Origin of the sequence: Alloyangia pacifica, assembly GCF_020524285.1 — a bacterium.
GTDB classification, from domain to species: domain Bacteria; phylum Pseudomonadota; class Alphaproteobacteria; order Rhodobacterales; family Rhodobacteraceae; genus Salipiger; species Salipiger pacificus_B.
Window position 1 is genome coordinate 65360 of record NZ_JAIVKX010000012.1, and the last position, 20215, is coordinate 85574.

The 20215-nt window shown below is 67.6% G+C and carries 20 protein-coding genes; 12 read left to right on the top strand and 8 right to left on the bottom strand.

The annotated features are described in order from the left end of the window. Positions 1–136: 136 nt before the first annotated feature. Positions 137–574 (bottom strand): Lrp/AsnC family transcriptional regulator, encoded by a 438-nt coding sequence (locus tag LC039_RS17165; RefSeq protein WP_226626743.1) that lies wholly within the window; start codon positions 572–574, stop codon positions 137–139. Positions 575–686: 112 nt separating this feature from the next. Here LC039_RS17165 and rocF point away from each other — a divergent pair, with 112 nt between their 5' ends. Beyond that, positions 687–1613, top strand: coding sequence for an arginase (gene rocF / locus LC039_RS17170; protein ID WP_226626745.1), 927 nt, complete (start codon positions 687–689; stop codon positions 1611–1613). 2 nt (positions 1614–1615) lie between these two features. Next, on the top strand, positions 1616–2677 hold the full coding sequence (locus LC039_RS17175; protein WP_226626746.1) for an ornithine cyclodeaminase: 1062 nt from the start codon (positions 1616–1618) through the stop codon (positions 2675–2677). 40 nt (positions 2678–2717) lie between these two features. On the opposite strand, the gene LC039_RS17180 is transcribed toward LC039_RS17175, so the two are convergent. Beyond that, a complete protein-coding gene (locus tag LC039_RS17180; RefSeq protein WP_226626748.1) occupies positions 2718–3380 on the bottom strand; it encodes a TetR/AcrR family transcriptional regulator in 663 nt (220 codons plus the stop codon). 138 nt (positions 3381–3518) lie between these two features. On the opposite strand from LC039_RS17180, the gene LC039_RS17185 reads away from it, so the two are divergent. Together LC039_RS17185 and LC039_RS17190 are read left to right on the top strand one after the other, a co-directional pair. Beyond that, on the top strand, positions 3519–4673 hold the full coding sequence (locus LC039_RS17185; protein ID WP_226626750.1) for an HlyD family secretion protein: 1155 nt from the start codon (positions 3519–3521) through the stop codon (positions 4671–4673). After that, positions 4670–6235 (top strand): DHA2 family efflux MFS transporter permease subunit, encoded by a 1566-nt coding sequence (locus LC039_RS17190; protein ID WP_226626751.1) that lies wholly within the window; start codon positions 4670–4672, stop codon positions 6233–6235. Before LC039_RS17185 ends, LC039_RS17190 begins: the two co-directional genes overlap by 4 nt. A gap of 112 nt (positions 6236–6347) precedes the next feature. Here the strand turns inward: LC039_RS17190 and LC039_RS17195 are convergent, their stop codons facing one another. From LC039_RS17195 to LC039_RS17205, 3 genes are all read right to left on the bottom strand, one after another. Then, on the bottom strand, positions 6348–8189 hold the full coding sequence (locus tag LC039_RS17195; protein WP_226626753.1) for a DEAD/DEAH box helicase: 1842 nt from the start codon (positions 8187–8189) through the stop codon (positions 6348–6350). Between the two features lie 125 nt (positions 8190–8314). Then, positions 8315–9829 (bottom strand): inorganic phosphate transporter, encoded by a 1515-nt coding sequence (locus LC039_RS17200; protein ID WP_226626755.1) that lies wholly within the window; start codon positions 9827–9829, stop codon positions 8315–8317. 5 nt (positions 9830–9834) lie between these two features. After that, positions 9835–10323, bottom strand: coding sequence for an NUDIX hydrolase (locus tag LC039_RS17205; protein ID WP_226626756.1), 489 nt, complete (start codon positions 10321–10323; stop codon positions 9835–9837). Between the two features lie 164 nt (positions 10324–10487). Between LC039_RS17205 and LC039_RS17210 the strand changes: the two genes are divergently transcribed. Together LC039_RS17210 and LC039_RS17215 are read left to right on the top strand one after the other, a co-directional pair. Beyond that, positions 10488–11726, top strand: a complete 1239-nt coding sequence (locus LC039_RS17210) for an aminopeptidase (protein WP_226626759.1) — start codon at positions 10488–10490, stop codon at positions 11724–11726. A 177-nt stretch (positions 11727–11903) separates the two neighbouring features. Then, on the top strand, positions 11904–12179 hold the full coding sequence (locus LC039_RS17215) for a hypothetical protein (RefSeq protein WP_226626762.1): 276 nt from the start codon (positions 11904–11906) through the stop codon (positions 12177–12179). A 13-nt stretch (positions 12180–12192) separates the two neighbouring features. Here the strand turns inward: LC039_RS17215 and LC039_RS17220 are convergent, their stop codons facing one another. Then, the gene (locus tag LC039_RS17220; RefSeq protein ID WP_226626765.1) at positions 12193–13077 is read right to left on the bottom strand and encodes a LysR family transcriptional regulator; all 885 of its coding nucleotides are present in this window, start codon (positions 13075–13077) and stop codon (positions 12193–12195) included. A gap of 135 nt (positions 13078–13212) precedes the next feature. Between LC039_RS17220 and LC039_RS17225 the strand changes: the two genes are divergently transcribed. The 5 genes from LC039_RS17225 to LC039_RS17245 all read left to right on the top strand — a co-directional run bounded on the left by LC039_RS17225 (position 13213) and on the right by LC039_RS17245 (position 18842). Then, the gene (locus LC039_RS17225; RefSeq protein ID WP_226626767.1) at positions 13213–14160 is read left to right on the top strand and encodes a Bug family tripartite tricarboxylate transporter substrate binding protein; all 948 of its coding nucleotides are present in this window, start codon (positions 13213–13215) and stop codon (positions 14158–14160) included. Continuing rightward, positions 14157–14672, top strand: a complete 516-nt coding sequence (locus LC039_RS17230; RefSeq protein WP_226626769.1) for a tripartite tricarboxylate transporter TctB family protein — start codon at positions 14157–14159, stop codon at positions 14670–14672. The genes LC039_RS17225 and LC039_RS17230 overlap by 4 nt, the downstream gene beginning before the upstream one ends. 1 nt (position 14673) lies before the next feature. Continuing rightward, on the top strand, positions 14674–16191 hold the full coding sequence (locus tag LC039_RS17235; RefSeq protein WP_226626771.1) for a tripartite tricarboxylate transporter permease: 1518 nt from the start codon (positions 14674–14676) through the stop codon (positions 16189–16191). After that, the gene (locus LC039_RS17240; protein WP_226626774.1) at positions 16175–17764 is read left to right on the top strand and encodes a gamma-glutamyltransferase family protein; all 1590 of its coding nucleotides are present in this window, start codon (positions 16175–16177) and stop codon (positions 17762–17764) included. Before LC039_RS17235 ends, LC039_RS17240 begins: the two co-directional genes overlap by 17 nt. A gap of 91 nt (positions 17765–17855) precedes the next feature. Then, a complete protein-coding gene (locus tag LC039_RS17245; protein ID WP_226626776.1) occupies positions 17856–18842 on the top strand; it encodes a bile acid:sodium symporter family protein in 987 nt (328 codons plus the stop codon). 72 nt (positions 18843–18914) lie between these two features. Here the strand turns inward: LC039_RS17245 and LC039_RS17250 are convergent, their stop codons facing one another. Then, positions 18915–19436, bottom strand: a complete 522-nt coding sequence (locus LC039_RS17250) for a CBS domain-containing protein (protein WP_226626778.1) — start codon at positions 19434–19436, stop codon at positions 18915–18917. An 81-nt stretch (positions 19437–19517) separates the two neighbouring features. On the opposite strand from LC039_RS17250, the gene LC039_RS17255 reads away from it, so the two are divergent. Further along, the gene (locus tag LC039_RS17255) at positions 19518–19700 is read left to right on the top strand and encodes a hypothetical protein (protein ID WP_092423001.1); all 183 of its coding nucleotides are present in this window, start codon (positions 19518–19520) and stop codon (positions 19698–19700) included. A gap of 248 nt (positions 19701–19948) precedes the next feature. Here the strand turns inward: LC039_RS17255 and nqrM are convergent, their stop codons facing one another. After that, the gene (nqrM, locus tag LC039_RS17260; RefSeq protein ID WP_092423003.1) at positions 19949–20197 is read right to left on the bottom strand and encodes a (Na+)-NQR maturation NqrM; all 249 of its coding nucleotides are present in this window, start codon (positions 20195–20197) and stop codon (positions 19949–19951) included. Positions 20198–20215 lie beyond the last annotated feature (18 nt).

The following is a 20215-nucleotide window of genomic DNA, read 5'->3' on the forward strand; positions in this document are numbered from 1 at the left end:
AAACGCAGAGGTCCACGCTTTATGCCAGCCAAGTCCGCGTGACCTCGTTCACGAGCAAATGAATGACAAAGCGCCAGCCCGCCCGGACGGGCCGGCGCTCGCCCGGCGGTGCTGCGCGCCTCGTTCCGGGCTGGCGTCACCCCGCCACATGCGCCAGCAGCAGGCAGCTTTCCGAGTTCAACACGCCGGGCACATCGCGGATCTCGCGCAGCACCCGGTCGAAGTTGACCAGGGAGTCGGTGCGGATCTCTACCACCAGATCCCATGCGCCATTGGTGGCGTGGATGGTCGAGACCTCGGGGATGCGGGTCAGCGTGCGGATCACGTTGCGCGACAGCCGCCCCTGCAGCTCGACCATGGTGATCGCGCGCACCTCTCCCTCGACATCCTGATCCGTCTCGATGGTGAACCGCCGGATCCGCCCCTCGGCCACCAGCGCCTCGAGTCGGGCGCGCGCGGTGGTGCGCGAGATTCCGACCGTCTGTGCGAGCTGGGTGATCGACATGCGCGAGTCGCCTCGCAGGGCGGCTATGATGGCACGGTCGGTGGCGGCAAGCTGGGTCATGCTGTGCATTTTGATTTCATGATTGATCAAAGTGAATAGCAAATATGCCGGATTGGTCACTTTGATGAGCGGAAAAGTCACCAATCCGGTGCATGATGCGGCAAATCCAGATGGAGTGACCATGTCCAGAACCTGTTCCCTTCTCGGCGCCCCGGTGCAGACCGGCGCGTCGCAACCGGGCTGCCTGATGGGCCCTGCCGCCCTGCGCACCGCCGGTCTCGAGCCGACCCTGTCCGAGCTCGACTGGCAGGTGAGCGATCTTGGCGATCTGAATATTCCGGCGCTGTCCCCGCGGGGACACGACAACGCGGCGATCCACAACCTCGCCGAGACGATCGCCTGGATCGAGGTGCTGGAGGCCGCGGCCTTTGACGCGGCCAAGGCGCACGATCTGCCGATCTTCATGGGCGGCGATCATTCGATGTCCGCCGGCACCGTGGCCGGGATGGCACGCTACGCGCAAGGGCAGGGGCGTCCGCTCTTCGTGCTCTGGCTCGACGCGCACCCGGACCTGCACTCGCTGGAAACCACCACCAGCGGCAACCTGCACGGCACGCCGGTGAACTACTTCACCGGCCAGCCGGGCAATGACGCCTACCCGCCGCTCGCCGCCGCCGTGCCGACCCAGAACATCTGCATGATGGGCATCCGCTCGGTCGACCGCGCCGAGCACAAGCTGATCTCCGAGCAGGGCATCGAAGTGCACGACATGCGCGCCATCGACGAGACCGGCGTGCTGGCCCCGCTGAAGACCTTCCTCGAGAAGGTGCGCGCGGCGAACGGCCTGCTGCACGTCAGCTTCGACGTGGATTTCCTCGAGCCGGGCATTGCGCCCGCCGTAGGCACCACCGTGCCCGGCGGCGCGACCTTCCGCGAGGCGCATCTGATCATGGAAACCCTTGGCGACAGCGGGCTGGTGCGCTCGCTCGACCTCGTTGAGCTTAACCCCTTCCTCGATGAGCGCGGGCGCACGGCGAAACTGCTGTGCGACCTGACGGCGAGCCTGTTCGGCCGCCGCGTGCTCGACCGTATGACCCGGAGCTTCTGATGATGGCCGTGAAACCTGCCGATCTCAAACCGTCCGCATTGGCCTATGTGCCCTTCGTGTCGGTCGAGAACATGATGAAACTTGTGCACGCCCATGGCGTCGAGGCCTTCATCACGGGCCTTGCCTCGGAGATCGAGGATGACTTCAAACGCTGGCCCGAGTTCGACAAGACACCGCGCGTCGCGAGCCATTCGCGCGACGGGGTGATCGAACTGATGCCGACGGCGGATGCCGAGAACTACGGCTTCAAATACGTCAACGGCCATCCCAAGAACATGCGCGAGGGCTACCAGACCGTCACCGCCTTCGGCGTGCTCTCGTCGGTGGCCAACGGCTACCCGATCCTGCTGACCGAGATGACCCTGCTGACCGCGCTGCGCACGGCGGCGACCTCGGCGCTGGTTGGCAAGTACCTCGCGCCCGAGGGGGCAGAGGTCATGGCGATGATCGGCAATGGCGCGCAATGCGAGTTCCAGGCGCTGGCCTTCCGCGCGCTCTGCGGAATCAACAGCCTGCGGCTCTACGACATCGACCCGGCTGCGACCGACAAGGCCGAGCGCAACCTCAAGGCGCAGGGCTTCGAGGTGGTGCGCTGCGACAGCCCGGAAGCGGCGGTCGAGGGCGCGCAGGTGATCACCACCTGCACCGCCGACAAGCAATATGCGACGATCCTCACCGACAACATGGTCGGCAGCGGCGTGCACATCAACGCCATCGGCGGCGATTGCCCGGGCAAGACCGAGCTGCACCGCGACATCCTGCTGCGCTCGCAGATTTTCGTCGAATACCCCGAGCAGACCCGCATCGAGGGCGAGATCCAGCAGCTTGACGACAACCACCCGGTGACCGAGCTCTGGCAGGTGATGCGTGGCGAGGTCGCCGGCCGACGTGATGCCAAGCAGATCACGCTGTTCGACTCCGTGGGCTTTGCCATCGAGGACTTCTCGGCGCTGCGCTACGTGCACGCGCTGGTGGCGGACGGGCAGTTCTGCGAGCAACTCGACCTATTGGCCGATCCGGACGATCCCCGGGATCTGTTCGGGATGCTGACCCGCGCCGGCTGAGTGACATCCGGCTCGAACCAAAGGCGCCCCGCGGGGCGCCTTATGCCTTGTAGGCGGCCATGAAGACCCGCACCGCGTCCTTCGCGACGCGGGCGATCTCTTCCTCGGTGGGGGCGTCGGGGCGGCGGCCGAAGAGCCGCGGGCGCCAGGTCAGCGTGGTCGACAGCTCTATGAACTGCCCGGCGGCGAGTTCCGGGTCGGTCACGTTCAGGTTGCCCGCTTCGGTCTCGCGCCGCAGGAAATCCTGAAGACAGCTCAGGAAGTGCTTCGCCCCCGCGTCGTAGAAGCGGGTGCCCAGTTCGGGCATCCGTTCGACGACGCTGATGACGATGCGCTGCGCGCGGATCACGTCTTCCGAATTGAGCTGCGTCGACAGGCCCACGGCATAGGCCAGCAGCCGTTCCTCGATGGTGCCGGCCTCGGCCAGACGCGCGAAGATGCCGTCGAAGAAATCGCGGCGCTTGTCCTCGACCAGCGCGACGAAGAGGTCTTCCTTGTTCTCGAAGTAGACGTAGAGCGTGCCTTTCGAGACCCCCGCCGCCTTGCAGATGCTGTTCATCGAGGCGGCGTCGAATCCCTGATCGACAAAAACCTGCCATGCGCCGTCGAGGATTTGACGGCGTTTTTCAGGGTCTTCGCCTGCAGCATGGCGGCGTTTCTGCGCGCAGGCCTTGGCCCGCTCCGTGAGTGTGTCGAGTTTCATGACGCTCATATAATCGAACCGTACGGTTCGATGAAGTCTTGATTTCGTAACGGCAGCCGCCTATGTCCAGTCGAACCGAGCGGTTCGATCAGCGAATCTCTCCTCCCATTCTGCATTCGACACCCGAAGGTGACCTCCATGTCCCGCCACGACCGCATCGAAACCGACGATCCCGAGACCCGCCCCGCGACGGCTCCGCAAGCCACCACTCACGAAACCGCGGAGACGCCGCCCAAGAGCGGCCGCAAGAAGCGCATCCTTGGGGGGATCGCGCTTCTTGCGCTGCTCGCGGGTGGCTACGAGGGCTACGGCTGGTGGACGACCGGGCGCTACATGATCGAGACCGATGACGCCTATGTTCAGGCGGATCTCTCGCTCGTGTCGTCCAAGCTGCAGGGATATGTGGAGGAGATCCCGGTGCAGGCGAACCAGCATGTGAGCAAGGGTGACGTGCTGGTGCGGATCGAGGATGGCGACTACCGCATCGCGCTGGAACAGGCGCAGGCGCAACTGCCGACCCTCGAGCGCACGCTGGCCCGGATCGACGCCGAGACCGCCGCGGCGCAGGCGACGGTGACGCAATCGGAGGCCGAGCTCTCCGCCGCCGAGGCCGCGCTGCGCAGCGCGCAGACGGCGCTGACCCGGGCGCAGGGATTGGCGGAGCGCAAGGTGACCTCGCAGGCGGATCTCGATGATGCCACGGAGGCGCTGGAGACCGCCAAGGCCAACCGCGCCGCCGCCGCCGCCGCGATCAAGGGCGCCGAGGCGCAGGTCGAGGTGCTCAAGGCCGAGCGCGCCGAGACCGAGTCCAGCCGCCGCGAGATGGAGCTCGACATCGCGCAGGCGCAGCGCGACCTAGACCACACCGTGCTGCGCGCGCCGTTCGACGGCACCGTCGCGAACATCGCCATCGAAGAGGGCGAACTGGTCAGTATCGGCGCGCGGCTCGCTGCCGTGGTTCCGGATCACGGGCTCTACGTCGAGGCCAACTTCAAGGAAACCCAGCTCGCCGGGATCCGGCCGGGCGAGACCGCCAAGGTCAGCATCGACGCCATGGAAGGCCATGAGGTCGAGGGCCGCGTCGTCTCTGTCGCGCCGGCCACCGGCTCGGTCTTCTCGCTGTTGCCAGCTGACAATGCCACCGGCAACTTCACCAAGATTGTGCAGCGGGTGCCGGTGCGCATCGAGCTGCCCGAGGGCACGCCCGGACTGCGTGCCGGCCTGTCGGTGGTGGTCGAGATCGACGAGCGCACCGCGCCCGAGGGCACGGAGCTGGCGGAGGTCTCGCAATGAGCACCGCCGCCCAAGCACCGGCCGAAGAGCCCGAACTCACGCCGCGCAGGATCGCGGCGTTTTTCGTCATGGTCTTCGGCATGTTCATGGCGATTCTCGACATCCAGATCGTCTCGGCCTCGCTGCCGGAGATCCAGGCCGGTCTCGGGGCGTCCTCGGACGAGATCAGCTGGGTGCAGACCTCCTACCTGATCGCCGAGGTGATCATGATCCCGCTTTCCGGCCTTCTGGGGCGGATGATGTCGACGCGCTATCTCTTCGCGATCTCGGCGGCGGGCTTCACCGCGGCTTCCTTCATGTGCGCCACCTCCGGCTCGATCAACGAGATGATCCTGTGGCGCGCGGTGCAGGGCTTCCTCGGCGGCGGCATGATCCCCTCGGTCTTCGCCGCCGCCTTCACCCTCTTCCCGCCGTCCAAACGGGCGATCGTCTCGCCGCTGATCGGCCTCGTCGCGACTCTCGCCCCCACCGTCGGCCCGACGGTCGGCGGCTATCTCAGCCACGCGATGAGCTGGCACTGGCTGTTCCTGGTGAACGTGCCCGCGGGCATCGCGGTCACCATCGGCGTGCTGGCGCTGGTGGATTTCGACAAGCCGGACTGGAAGCTCTTCGACAGCTTCGACTGGATCGGCCTCGGGGCGCTGGCCTGTTTCCTCGGCGCGATGGAATATGTGCTCGAGGAAGGGCCGGGCAACGACTGGTTCCAGGACGAGATCGTCGCCGTGCTCTTCGTTGTCATGGTGCTGGGCGGCATCGTCACCTTCTGGCGGGCCTTCACGCTGAAGAACCCGGTGGTGGATTTCTCGGCCTTCGCCGATACCAATTTCGCGGTGGGCTCGGTGTTTAGCTTCGTCATGGGGATCGGGCTCTACGGGATGACCTATCTCTACCCGCTCTACCTGTCGTCGATCCGCGGCTACGACAGCCTGATGACCGGCGAGACGGTCTTCGTGTCGGGGCTCGCCATGTTCGTCTCGGCACCGCTGGCGGGGATCCTGTCGTCGAAGATCGACCTGCGGCTGATGCTGATGATGGGCTTCATCGGCTTCGGCGTGTCGTCCTGGATGCTGACCGGCATGACCGCCGAGTGGGACTTCCAGGAGCTGCTCTGGCCGCAGGTGCTGCGCGGGCTGTCGTTGATGATCTGCATGGTGCCGATCAACAACCTCGCGCTCGGCACATTGCCGCCGGAGAAGATGAAGAGCGCCTCGGGGCTCTACAACCTCATGCGGAACCTCGGCGGCGCGGTGGGCCTTGCGGTGATCAATACGCTGCTCACCGACCGCGGCGCGCTGCACACGGCGCGGCTCAACGAAGCGGTGAACTGGAACAACCCCGAGGCGCTGCGGCAGCTCGAGATGATGGGACAGAACCTTGCGGCGCAGGGCATCGACGGCGACAAGGGCGCGCTGCAGCAGATGGCCGGGCGGATCGCCGAGCAGGCGACGGTGATGTCCTTCATCGACGTCTTCCTGCTGATCACCGTGCTCTTCGCGGGGCTCGCGATCATGGCGCTGGCGATGAAGCCGCCGGCGAAAGGGGCAGGGGCGGCGGCGCACTGACGCCGCCCGGTCGGCAAACCGGAAAGTCGGAAAACGAAGAAGGCCGCCGGACTGTCCGGCGGCCTTCCTTTCATTCAGCAATCGACGTGTTCGGCGATCGGCGCTCGGACTCTCAGCCCTTGCGGTGCTTCTTGGGGCCGGCCTTCTTGTGGGCACCGTCGGTGTCGCGGAAGGTCTTCTTGGCACCGAACTTGCCCTTGGGCTTGTCGCCATCGCGGCGCGGGCGGTCGAAGTCGCCATCCTCGGACTTGCGCTTGAAGCCGCCCTTGCCGGGGCCGCCGAAGGGCTTCTTCTTGAAGCCGCCTTCCTTGCGGAACCCGCCGTCCTTCTTGAAGCCGCCGGGCTTCTTGGGGCCGCGCGGCGCGCTCTTCAGCTCCTCGGGCAGGCCATCGACCTCTTCCATCACCAGGCCCTGCGCCACTTCCATGTCGGGGCCGAGCGCCTCGAGGAAGCCCGCGACCGCGTTGTCGGCGATCTCGACGTAGGTCAGCTCGTCGGCGATGCGGATGGCCCCGAGCGACTCGCGGGTGATGTTTCCGGCGCGGCAGATTTTCGGCAGCAGCCAGCGCGGGTTGGCGTTGCCTTCACGGCCGACGGTCACGGTGAACCAGCGGCTCGGGCCGAAGGGCTCGGTGCGCGGCGCCTTCTCGGCGCGGGCGTCGACCGGCAGCAGTTCCTCGGGGGCCGAGCGCAGGCTGCGCCACTGGCGCACCATCGCCTGGGCGATTTCCTCGGCGCTGTATTTCTCGGTGATCTGGGTCACCAGCGCGGCATCGCTCTCGGGCGAGGGGTCGGTCCACATGGGATCGGCCAGCATCCGCGCCTCGTCACGCTCCATCACGGCGTCGGCGGAGGGGGCTTCGCCCCACTCGGCCTCGACCTTGGCGAAGCGCATGATGCGCTCGGCCTTCTTGCGGTCGCGCAGCGGCACGATCAGCGCCGAGATCCCCTTGCGCCCGGCGCGGCCGGTGCGGCCCGAGCGATGCAGCAGCGCCTCGTTGCTCTGCGGAAGCTCGGCGTGGATCACCAGGTCGAGGTTCGGCAGGTCGATGCCGCGGGCGGCGACGTCGGTGGCGACGCAGACGCGGGCGCGGCCATCGCGCATCGCCTGCAGCGCGTGGCTGCGCTCGTCCTGGCTCAGCTCGCCCGACAGGCCCACCACGGCGAAGCCGCGGTTGGTCAGCCGCGACACCAGACGCGACACGGTGGCGCGGGTGTTGGCGAAGACGATGGCGTTGGGCGCCTCGTGGAAGCGCAGCAGGTTGGTGATCGCGTTCTCCTGGTCGCCCTGGGCGACAATCACCGCGCGGTACTCGATGTCGGAGTGCTGCTTGGCGCCGCCCTGCACCTGAACGCGCTGCGAGTCGCGCTGGTAGCGCTGCGCGAGCTGGGCGATCTGCGGCGAGACGGTGGCTGAGAAGAGCAGCGTCTGACGCTCGGGGTTCGACGCCTCGAGGATGGTCTCGAGGTCTTCGCGGAAGCCGAGGTCGAGCATCTCGTCGGCCTCGTCGAGCACCACGGCCTTGACCTGCGACAGGTCAAGCGCGCCGCGGCGCAGGTGGTCGCAGAGACGGCCCGGGGTGGCGACGACGATATGCGCGCCGCGCTCGAGCGCCCGGCGCTCGGTGCGCGCGTCCATGCCGCCGACGCAGGAGGCCATGACAGCGCCCGCTTCGGCATAGAGCCAGGACAGCTCGCGGCGGACCTGAAGGGCCAGCTCGCGGGTCGGGGCGATGATCAGGGCTTCCGGCGCGCCGGCGGCGCCGAAGCTCTCGGCATCGCCGAGGATGGCGGGGGCAATGGCGAGGCCGAAGCCCACCGTCTTGCCAGAGCCGGTCTGCGCGGACACCAGCAGGTCGGCACCGGCGATGGCCGGGTCGGTCACGGCTTCCTGTACCGGGGTGAGCGTTTCGTATCCGCGGGCTTGCAGAGCGGCGGCGAGGGTCTGTTTCAAGGTCTGAGATCCGATCCAAGGACTGTCGGCGAAGGAAGTCGGTACGAGGAGTCAGACCGAGTCAGGGCGCCGGGAAAGGGTGCGCTATATACCCTGCATCCGAGTCCGTAAAGCGTCGATTGCGCTCAGCCGAACAGCGTGGTGATGAGTAGGAAGCAAAGCGCCGACAGCAGCGCCGAGGCCGGCACGGTCACCAGCCAGGCGGCGATGATTGTCATCAGATGCGAGCGGCGGACCAGCTTGCGGCGCTGGCGTTCCTCGATCGGCAGCAGCTTGGTGGCACGCGTCGCGCCCTCGGTCCGGGCCCGCCGCGCCATGTACCATTCGCGGTAGAAGCCGACGCCGAAGACGCCGCCCACGGCGATGTGGGTCGAGCTGACCGGCAGGCCGAGCCAGGAGGCAAGGATCACCGTCAGCGCCGCCGAGAGCGCGACGCAATAGGCGCGCATCGGGTTGAGCTTGGTGATCTGGCTGCCGACCAGCCGGATCATCCGCGGCCCGAAGAAGATCAGGCCGCAGGAGATCCCCAGCGCGCCGATCATCAGCACCCAGTAGGGGATGACGGTCATCTGCTCCGCGACCTCGCGGGACTGCAGCGCCTTCACGATCGCGCCGAGCGGGCCGACGGCATTGGCCACGTCGTTGGCGCCATGGGCAAAGGACAGAAGCCCGGCCGAGATCACCAGCGGCAGGCGGAACAGCACCTTGAGCGAGGCGTTGCGGTTCTCCATCCCGCGCGATCGGCGGCGCACCAGCGGAATGGCGATCAGCCAGCTCAGCACGCCGACCGCGAGGCCGGAGAGCGCCGCCTGGTGCAGGCCGATGCCGAGCAACTGCCGCAGCCCCTTGAGCGCGAGGTAGCAGGCGAAGGCGCCCGCCATGACCCCGATCAGCACCGGCAGCCAGATGCGCGCGGCGGCGATCCGGTCCGGCACGTACATGATCTTCCACTTGATGAAGGCCAGCACCGCCGCCGCGATCACCCCGCCCAGGATCGGCGAGACCACCCAGCTTGCGGCGATGGCGCTCATCGTCGGCCAGTTCACCGTGCCGAAGCCGGCGGCGGCGATGCCCGCGCCCATGACACCGCCGACCACCGCGTGGGTGGTCGAGACCGGCGCCCGCAGCAGCGTTGCGGCGTTGATCCAGACGGCGGCGGCCAGCATGGCCGACATCATCGCCTGCACGAAATGCGCGCTGTCGGCGATCTCGCCCTGCGCGATGATGCGGTCCGAGATGGTCGAGACGACCTCGCCCCCGGCCAGCAGCGCCCCGGCGGTCTCGCAGAGGGCGGCGATGGCGATGGCCCCGGCCATCGACAGGGCGTTGGCCCCCACCGCCGGCCCCATATTGTTGGCCACGTCGTTGGCGCCGATGTTGAGCGCCATGTAGGCCGCGAAAGCCGCGGCGATGGCGATCATCAGCGTGCCCTGCAACTCGCCGGCGGCGAGCGCGACGATGGCGGCGACCAGGGCGATGAACACCAGCGAGATGCCGACGCCGACCAGCGGCCGCGCGGTGTGCAGCGCGGCGGACTCGATCAGCGACATGCGCCCGAGATCCTTGTCCAGCGTCGGCCAGTGCTGCTCGGAGTCGCGCTCTGACGCGGGGCCGGCCGCGCGATGCCTGGACTCGGTCATGGGCTTCAGCCGATCTCGGGCTGTGGCAGGAGGCTCGGCACCTGCGCGAGCAGAATCTGCAAGCCGGGCTCGTCGACCATCTTAGCAGCTTCGCTGGGCGGCACCCAGCGCCGTTCGCGCTGGCCGGCCTCGGGGTAGTCGTCGCGCAGCGGCTCGGTCACCTCGGCGGCATAGACGAAGACCACGGTGTCCATCGGCAGGCCGCCATCGAGACGCTTGTCGTAGCGATAGCTGCCGATCTCGGAGGTGTGGGCGTTCGGGGCGACGACCCCGGCTTCCTCCCAGGCCTCCTCCATCGCGGTGCCGGCGGAGTCGAGCCCGGCCTTGGGCCAGCCCTTGGGCAGCACCCAGCGCCCGGTGTCGCGCGAGGTGATCAGCAGGATCTCCAGCCCGTCGGCGCAGTCGGCATGCCGGAAGCACATCGCCGCGACCTGAAATCGCGGCGGCCGCCGGAACGCCGGGCCGAACACCTTATGCCAGAGGTTTCGAAACATGGCGGGCCTCCTAGCATCAATACCGGGAGATCTTCAATCTATATTGGCGATGATCGCGCCAAGCTGTGACGCTTTCACGCGAGGTCAGCCTGGCGGTCGGGCGCTTGACTGTCCTAGCCCGCAGGCCCAGCTTTGCGGCAACAAGACAGACTCAGGAGCTTTTCATGACGTCGACCCCCATCGACCCGACGCTGATCGACCGGCTGGCCGAAGTGGCCGTGCGCACCGGTGTGAACATCCAGCCCGGCCAGCAGCTCGTGCTGACGGCGCCGGTTTCGGCGCTGCCGCTGGTGCGCGCGGTGACCCGCGCCGCCTATCGCGCCGGTGCCTCGCTGGTGACGCCGCTTCTTTCGGATTCCGACGTGGCGCTGGCGCGCTTCGAGGAAGGCCAGGACGCCAGCTTCGACGCCGCCGCGGGCTGGCTCTATGGCGGCATGGCCGAGGCCTTCGGCGAGGGCGCCGCGCGCATGGCCATCGTCGGCGAGGATCCGATGCTGCTTGCCGGGCAGGACCCGGCCAAGGTGTCGCGCACCGGCAAGGCCAATTCGATCGCCTACAAGCCGGCGATGGAGAAGATCACCAACTTCAACGTGAACTGGTCGATCTGTGCCTGGCCGGGCGCGGCCTGGGCCAAGCGGATGTTCCCCGAGCTTTCCGAGCCCGAGGCGCAGGCCAAGCTTGCCGAGGCGATCTTTGCCGCGTCGCGCGTCACCGGCGACGATCCCGTCGCGGCCTGGGCCGAGCACAATGCCGCGCTGCGCGCGCGTACCGAATGGCTGAACGCCGAGCGCTTCTCGGCGCTGCATTTCACCGGGCCAGGCACCGACCTGACCATCGGGCTTGCCGATGGCCACGAGTGGCACGGCGGGGCGAGCACCTCGCAGAACGGCGTCGTCTGCAACCCGAACGTGCCGACCGAAGAGGTCTTCACCACGCCGCACGCGCAGCGCGTTGAGGGCACCGTGCGCTCGACCAAGCCGCTGTCGCACCAGGGCAGCCTGATCGACGGCATCGAGGTGCGCTTCGAAGCGGGTCGCATCGTCGAGGCCAAGGCCGCGCACGGCGAGGAAGTGCTGCGCGAGCTGCTGGCAACCGACGAGGGCGCGGCGCGCCTCGGCGAGGTGGCGCTGGTGCCGCACAGCTCGCCGATCTCGCAGTCGGGCCTGCTGTTCTACAACACGCTGTTCGACGAGAACGCCGCCTGCCACATCGCGCTGGGTCAGTGCTACTCGAAATGCTTCCTCGACGGCGCCTCGCTGACGCCGGAGCAGGTCGCGGCGCAGGGCGGCAACAGCTCGATGATCCACGTCGACTGGATGATCGGCGGCGCCGAGACCGACATCGACGGCATCCGCAAGGATGGCACCCGCGTGCCGGTCTTCCGCAAGGGCGAGTGGGCCTGAGCGGCCATACCCGCATGAGTTGAGACGTTCACGCGCCGCGCCGGGGAGACCCGGCGCGGCGTTTTCGTCCCACTTTCGCCAAAAGTCTTAACGCGAGGTTAACTTAGCGCATTGTCCACAGGCCGACTCAGGCTACACTCGATCCGCTGCCACGCGAGTATGAGGGGGGGTCGGTTCATGCGCAAGACAGAGACAGTCACCATCAGCGGCGAGATTCTTTCCTATGCGGAAGGCCTCGTGGCCCGCGGTGAATATCGTGACATCGGTGCGGCGATCGAAGGTGAGTTGCTCAAGGCCCGTGCGCGCCGCTCGGGCAAGGTCAGCCCGTTCCAGAACGAGCTGAGCACGCGCCTGATGATCCAGCCCGACCAGTGGGACGCCATGGGCGTTGCCGCGGAGCCGTTCTTCGGCGACGACCCGGCGCTGGCGCGGGTGATCGAAGACCGCAGCTGACAGTCCGGTCGCTTCAGTCGTGATCGTCGCGCGGGCGCCCATGTTCGATCAGCGCGGCGATCAGGGCTGACAGCACCTCGGCCCGGCTGGTGGTCGGGCGCTGCACGAGTCCCAGCCGGCGGTGGATCGGTGGCGCGCCGAAGGGAAACCAGTCGAGCGCGGCGGTGATCGAATCCTGCAGCGCCACATAGGGGATGATGGCAAAGCCCAGCCCCGCCCGCACGCAGCCCACCACCGCCGTCATCGTGTTCACAGAAGCCACCTGCCGCGGCGCGACGCCGAGCCGGGCAATCTCGGTGTCGATCTGGCGCGCCAGCGGCACCTGGGTGCGGTAGCGGATGTAGGGCACGCGGCGGATCAGGTCGTGGATGGCCAGCCCGCCGGTGCCGGGCGGGGTGATCACCACCAGCGGTTCGCTCAGCACCTCGGTCCAGCGCAGGCTCGGCGGCACCGCCACGTGTTCGGCGACCAATGCGGCGTCGAGCTGGCCCGAGACCACCTCCGCCATCAGTTCTTCGGACATGCCGATGCGCAGCCTGTAGGTGAGGTCCGGGTAGCGGCCCTGCAGCGAGGCAAGGGCTTGCGGCACCAGAGAATTCGCTCCGGTGCGCAATGTGCCGAAGGCGAGCGTGCCGCCGACATCGCCGCCGCTGACCGAGGCCTTGGTCTCGGTGACGATGCGCAGGATCTGCCGCGCCGAGCGCAGCATCTCGGCGCCCTTGGCGGTGAGCACCGGCGGGCGGCGGGTGCGGTCGTAAAGCTGCACGCCCAGTTCGGCCTCCAGCGCCGAGACCTGCTGGCTTACCGCTGAGGCGGTGAGGTTGATTGCCTGCGCGGCGGCGGCGAAGCCGCCGTGCTGCTCGATGGCGAGAAGTGTCTGCAACTGACGCGTGTCCATCACCACAAGATAAGTAAAACTGAAAAAGATGGCAATAAATACGCGCTTTGTGTGGCTCGACCTTGTGTTACTTCAGGTTTACCCAACCAGAACGCTGGCGGAGAAACCGCTGGCCTCAACACAGGGAGCCTCCCAATGAAACTTCGCACGGGCTTTGCCGCCCTTCTTGCCGCGGCCACCATGATTGCCGCCCCTGCCAGCGCGCAGGATTACCCCGACCACCCGGTCGAGTTCATCGTGCCCTGGTCGCCGGGCGGCGGGTCGGACACGCTGATGCGCCTGATCGCCGGCAATGTCGCGCCCTACCTCGGTACCGAGATGCCGATCATCAACATGCCCGGCGTCGGCGGCACCGTCGGCCTGCGCGAAGCCTCGCGCCGCGCCAACGACGGCTACACCATCAGCCAGGTGCACGAGGGCCTGCTGGTCGCGACCGAGACCGGCATCACCGATCTGGCGTGGGACGACTTCGAGCCGATCGCGCTGATGACCGCCTCGCCGCAGTACCTGGTGGTGCATCCGACCGAGGACTACTCGGATTTCGAGGAGTTCGTCGCCTACGCCAAGGAGCACCCGGGTGAGATCACCATGGGCGTGACCCTGGGCGGCGTGCCGCACCTGCACGCGGCGATGATCGAACAGGCCTACGGCCTGCAGTTCCAATACGTCGGCTACGAAGGCACCGGCGAGCGCATTCGCGCTCTGGTCGGCGGCAACCTCGACGCGGCCATCGGCGACATCTCCTCGTCGAAGCAGTTCGTCGACAACGGCGACCTGCAATTCCTCGCCGTGGGCTCCTCCGAGCGCGTCGAGGAAGCGCCGGACGTTCCGACCTTCGCCGAGCTGGGGCAGGATCTCGAGCTGCAGGTGACCCGCGGCATCGTGATGCCGAAGGGCGCGCCGCAAGAGGCCCGCGACACGCTGGAAGCGGCGCTCGAAGAGCTGTCGAAGGACGCGACCTACATCGAGCAGACCAACAATGCCGGCGCCGCCGTCATGTTCCGCGGCCAGGAGGCCTACAGTGCCTATCTCGCCAAGCTCGACGAGACCGTGAAATCGCTCGCAGAGGTTCTCGCACCGTGAGCGACGCCGGCTACGACAAGCAGCAGGCAAGGGAGGCGGGCGAGATCGCCCGCCTCCTGAGCTACGTGCTGATCCTCCTCGCCTCGGTCGGGCTGTTTGTCTCGGCCGCCGCAATTCCCACCTCGCGCTTCGAAAAGCTCGGCGCCGGCGCCTTCCCCAAGATCGTCTTCGCAGGCATCGCGCTGGTCGCGGTGATCGCCATCATCGACGCGCTGCGCAAGATTCCCGCGGGTGCCTACGGCCGCTTCGCCGGCCAGACCGCGGCCTGGGCCAAGCGCCGCTACCTGGTCTTCGTCGTGCTGGCGACGCTGGCGGTCTACCTGCTGGCGATTCCGCTGCTCGGCTTCCCGATCGCGAGCTTCCTCTTCATCCTCGTGCTCGAGCTGGTGCTGATGCCGCGCAAGCCCGCAACGCTGCTGATCGCGGTGATCGTGGCCGCCGTCTTCTCCTTCGGGCTGAACTGGCTCTTTGCCGAGGTCTTCACCGTCTTCCTGCCGCGCGGGGTTCTCTGACATGGACAGCTTCCTTTCCGGCGCGGCGCAGATCTTCACGCTCGCCACGCTGATCTACATGCTCGCCGGCTCGGTGGCCGGCATCATCGCCGCCGCGATCCCCGGCTTCACCGTCACCATGGCCATCGTGCTGACGCTGCCGCTGACCTTCACCATGGAGCCGCTGCAGGGCATCGCAGTGATGCTCTCGGTCTACGTGGGCGGCTACACCGGTGGCCTGATCTCCGCCGCGCTGCTGGGCATTCCCGGCACGCCCTCCTCGGTGGCCACCACCTTCGACGCCTTCCCCATGGCCCGCCGCGGCGAGCCCGGCCGGGCGCTGTCGCTCGGGGTCTGGGCCTCCTTCTTCGGCACTGTCATCTCGACCGTGGTGCTGATCGTTGCCGCGCCGCCGCTGGCGATGTTCGCGGTGAAGCTCGGCCCGTGGGAATATTTCTCGCTGATCGTCTTCGCGCTGACCATCGTTGCCTCGCTGGTCGGGGACAGCGTGATCCGCGGCATGCTGGCGGGTCTCATCGGCCTGGCCATCTCGACCGTCGGCACCGATCCGATCATGGGCCGGCCGCGCTTCGACTTCGGTATCGAAATGCTGGAGACCGGCCTGCCGTTCCTCGTGGTGCTGATCGGCATCTTTGCCATCTCGCAGCTGACCTCCGAAGTCGAGGATTCGAAATCGGTGCGCTCGGGCAATGCGCTGGTGACCGGCGCCATCGACTTCCAGACCTGGAAGGTGATGAAAGAGGTGCTGCTGCGCCCGGTGAACCTGATCCGCTCGTCCATCGTCGGCGTGCTGATCGGGGCGCTGCCGGGGGCAGGGGGCTCGATCGCCAACCTCGTGGCCTACGACCAGGCCAAGCGCAATTCCAAGGACCCCGACAGCTTCGGCAAGGGCAACCCTGACGGGGTTGTCGCCTCGGAGGCGGGCAACTCGGCCACCGCGGGTGGTGGCCTGATCCCGCTGATCGGTCTCGGCATCCCGGGCTCGGCGGTGGACGCGATCCTCATGGCCTCGCTCATGGTGCACGGCATCTCGGTGGGTCCGCGTCTGATCATGGACCACGGCGACCTCGTCTACGGGATGTTCATCGCCATGGCCGTCGCCTCGCTGATGATGCTGGTGGTCTCGGTGCTGTCGATGCGCCTCTTCCTGCGCGTCGCCGAGGTGCCGAAATGGCTGATCGTGCCGGTGGTGATGGTTTGCTGCGTCGTCGGCTCCTTCGCGCTGAACAACCGCGTGACCGACCTCTACCTGCTCGGCTTCATCGGGGTGGCGGGCTACGCGCTGCGCGCACTCGGCTACTCGCTGGCGCCGCTGGTGCTGGGGGTGATCCTCGGCCCGATCGCCGAGACCAACCTGCGCCGCGCGCTGATGACCAACGACGACCCGTCGCTGTTCTTCACCCGCCCCATCAGCCTCATTTTCCTCATTGCGGCTGTCGTCTCGATTGCCTGGGCGATCCGCAGCCATCTGAAACAACGCAAAACTTCCGGGAGGAGCACCGATGCGCCTGCGTCATGATCCCGTCTACCCGTCGCGCCGCTCGCCCGTGCTGGCAGAGAACGTCGTCGCGACCTCGCAGCCGCTGGCCACGCAGGCCGGGCTGACCATCCTGCAGCAGGGCGGCAACGCGGTGGATGCCGCGATTGCCACCGCCGCTGCGCTGACCGTGGTCGAGCCGACCGGCAACGGGCTTGGATCGGATGCCTTCTGCATCCTCTGGGACGGCAAGCAGCTTCATGGCCTCAACGCCTCGGGCCGCGCGCCCGCGGCCTGGTCGCCCGAGCGCTTCCCGGATGGCATGCCGCAGCACGGCTGGGACGCGGTGACCGTGCCCGGCGCCGTGAGCGCCTGGGTCGAGCTGTCCGAGCGCTTCGGCAAGCTGGGGCTGGCGACGGTGCTGGCCCCCGCCATCCGCTACGCCGAAGAGGGCTTCATCGTCTCGCCGGTGATTGCCGCGCTCTGGGCCAAGGGCGCCGAGACCCTGGGCAAGCAGCCCGGCTTCGCCGAGACCTTCATGCCCGGCGGCCGCGCGCCCAAGGCGGGTGAGCGCTTCCGCAACCCGGGCGCCGCGCGCACGCTGCGGGCGATTGCCGACACCAAGGGCCGCGCCTTCTACGAGGGGGAGATCGCGGAAGAGATCGTCGCCTTCGCCAAGGCCCATGGCGGCGCGATGACGCTGGAGGATCTTTCGAGCCACAAGCCCGACTGGTGCGGCACGATCAGCCAGTCCTTCGACGACGTCGAGCTGCACGAGATCCCGCCGAACGGGCAGGGGATCGCCGCGCTCATGGCGCTGGGGATGCTGCAGCACACCTCGATCCGCGATCACGGACCGGACGACCTGACCGCCGTGCACCTGCAGATCGAGGCGATCAAGCTGGCCTATGCCGACCTGCACGCCTTTGTCGCCGACCGCGATCACATGACCGAGGTCGACGAGACCGCGCTGCTCGATCCCGAATACCTGAAATCCCGCGCCGCGCTGATCTCCGAGGAGAGGGCGCAGGACTTCGGCCCCGGCGCGCCGAAGCGCGGCGGCACGGTGCTGCTGAACGTCGGCGACGCCTCGGGCATGATGATCAGCTTCATCCAGTCCAACTACGCGGGCTTCGGCTCGGGCGTCGTGGTGCCGGGCACCGGCGTGTCGATGCAGAACCGCGGCTTCGGCTTCACCACGGAAGAGGGACACGCCAATCAGGTCGCGGGCGGCAAGCGCCCCTTCCACACGATCATCCCGGGCTTTGCCATGAAGAACGGCGCGCCGCTGATGGCCTACGGCATGATGGGCGGGCCGATCCAGGCGCAGGGCCACATGCAGCTGCTGCTGCGCACCGAGCTATGGGAACAGGACGTGCAGACCGCCGCCGACGCGCCGCGCTGGCGGATGATCGAAGGGCTCGACGTGGCCTGCGAGCCGACCATGGCTCCCGAGCTTCTGGACGGTCTGGCCGCACTCGGCCACAAGGTGCAGATCGAGGCGCCGGACAATGCCTTCGGCTTCGGCGGGGCGCAGCTGGTGCATCGCCTGCCGGACGGCGGCTTTGCGGCCGGCTCCGATCCGCGTAAGGATGGGCAGGCCGCAGGGTTCTGAGGCCGGCCCGGCAGAGGCGTGAAATCCCCACGCGCCTCTGCCGCGAACAGCGAGCGGCGCATGCGCCGGAGAGGAAACGACAGGAGACGGGATGAAGTTTCTCAAACGCATCGGCATCGACACCTACATGCTGCTGCTTCTGGCGACGGTGTGCCTCGGCCTGCTGCTGCCGGCGCAGGGTATCGCCGCGGTCGGGCTCAAGCATGTGACCTTCTGGGCGGTTGCGCTGCTGTTCTTTCTCTACGGGGCCAAGCTCGATCCGAGCTCGGTGCGCGCGGGGCTGCTGAACTGGCGCCTGCAGGGGCTGAGCTTTGCCGCCACCTACGTGATGTTCCCGCTGATCGGCCTGGCGCTGGCGGCGGTCTTCGGCGGGGCGCTCGGCCCGACGATCACGCTGGGGCTGCTGTTCCTGGCGGTGCTGCCCTCGACCGTGCAGTCGTCGATCGCCTTCACCTCGATCGCCGGCGGCAACGTGCCCGCGGCGATCTGCGCCGCCTCGCTGTCGAACATCGTCGGCGTGGTGCTGACCCCGGCGCTGGTCGCGCTGCTGCTGCACCAGGGCGACGGCGGGGTGAGCTTCGACGCGGTGCTGAAGATCGGTACGCAGATCCTGCTGCCCTTCGTTCTGGGCCAGCTGGTGCGGCGCTGGGTCGGGGCCTTCGTGAAGAAGCACAAGGTGCTGACCATGGTGGTCGACCGCGGCTCGATCCTGCTGATCGTCTACTCGGCCTTCAGCGCGGGCACGGTCTCGGGGCTCTGGCTGCAGATTCCCGCCGCGAGCCTGCTGATCCTGGGGCTCGTCGTGCTGCTGTTCCTGGCCATCACGATGCTTCTGATGGCGGGGTCGGGCAAGCTTTTCGGACTGCCCTACCCGGACCGCGCGGTGCTGTTCTACTGCGGCTCGACCAAGAGTCTGGCCTCGGGGCTGCCGATCGCGACGGCGCTCTTCGCGCCCGACCAGGTCGGGGCCATCGTGCTGCCGGTGATGATCTACCACATGAGCCAGCTTCTGGTCTGCGCCTTCATCTCGCAGCGCGCGGCGCGGCGCGATCAGGCGGGCGTGGTACCCGCGAGCTGACACCACCCGTGCGGAGTAACCTCAAAGGCCCGGCTTTTGCCGGGCCTTTTTCTTGCGAGCCGGAGTCGGCGCTCAGCCGACAATCAGCTGCTTGAGCTTCAGCGCTTCGTATTCCAGCGCGGTGAGCCGGTAGTTCACCACGTCGCCGATCGAGATCAGCCCGACCAGCCGGCCGTCCTCGAGCACCGGCATGTGGCGGAAGCGCCCGTCGGTCATCCGCCGCAGGATGCGCACCAGCGTCTCGTCGGGGGTGCAGGTCTCGAGCTCCGAGGTCATCAGCTCGGCCACCGTCTGCGGCAGGGTGCGGCCCGGCGTGTCGGCGAGTCGGCGAACGATGTCGCGCTCGGACAGGATGCCGACCAGCTCGCCCTGCGGATCCTTGACCAGCAGCGCGCCGATGCGCTGGTCGCGCAGCACCTCGACGGCCGTGCCGATGGTCTCCTGCGGCTGGATCCAGAAGAGATCGCCGCTCTTGCCGTCCATCACGTGGCGCACGGTCGCCTCGGCTGCCGAAAGGTTGGTTTCGACTGTCTGGCTGTGGGTCTTCTCGTGTTCGTCGTCGTCGCGGGTATGAGGTTTGTATGAAGCTGGCATGGCGTTACCCTCCCTTGAACCTCTTTCAGGTTAGTGCAATCAGCGCACGAGTAAACGAATTCCAGCCGAGAGGTCTGAATCTTGCCCGAGCTTACGCTGACTCCCGCCAGCGCCACGGTGCTCTTCGTGATTGCGTGCCTTGCCGGTTACCGCTACCGCAGCGTGTGGAAGGCCGAAGGCCCGCGCTGGCAGCTCTGGGTGTTCGGGCTGATCGCGGCTGTGGTGCTGCTGGTGCTCGGGCTGACGCCGCTGACCGGGGGCTGAGGCTGCCCGGACTCAAGGCGAAGCCGCCGGGCAAGCGGCTGCCCGTCCCGACGGGCTGGCGCTATGGGTCGTCTGCATGCCGTTCCGAGTTCGTCCGGGCCTGACCGAGATAAAGTGCCGACCCCAGTCGTTGCAGCGCCAACCCACGGGCCGTCGCTTGCCCGGCGCCCGCTGCGAAAACCTCTCCGTGAAAAAGCGAAAACGCCGGCCCTTGGGCCGGCGTTTCGTAGTCGAATGAGGCGTGCCGCTCAGGTCGCCGCGCGTTCCTCGCGCTCCATGTCCTCGAGCATCTTGCGGGCCTTGGGGCAGTGCAGGCGGTCGCGCAGCGGGCTGTCGGGGTCGACCTCCTGCTTGCAGACCACGCAGCGGTCTGCGCCCGCGATCGCGTTGAGTCCGCCGCAGCTGCCCTTGATCGTGCGTCCGTTGAGAATGACGCCGAGCGCCATGCCCAGCATCACGATCATCAGAAGTCCGAAAGCAAGAATGAAGGTCGACATGGCGTCCCTCTCTCAGCG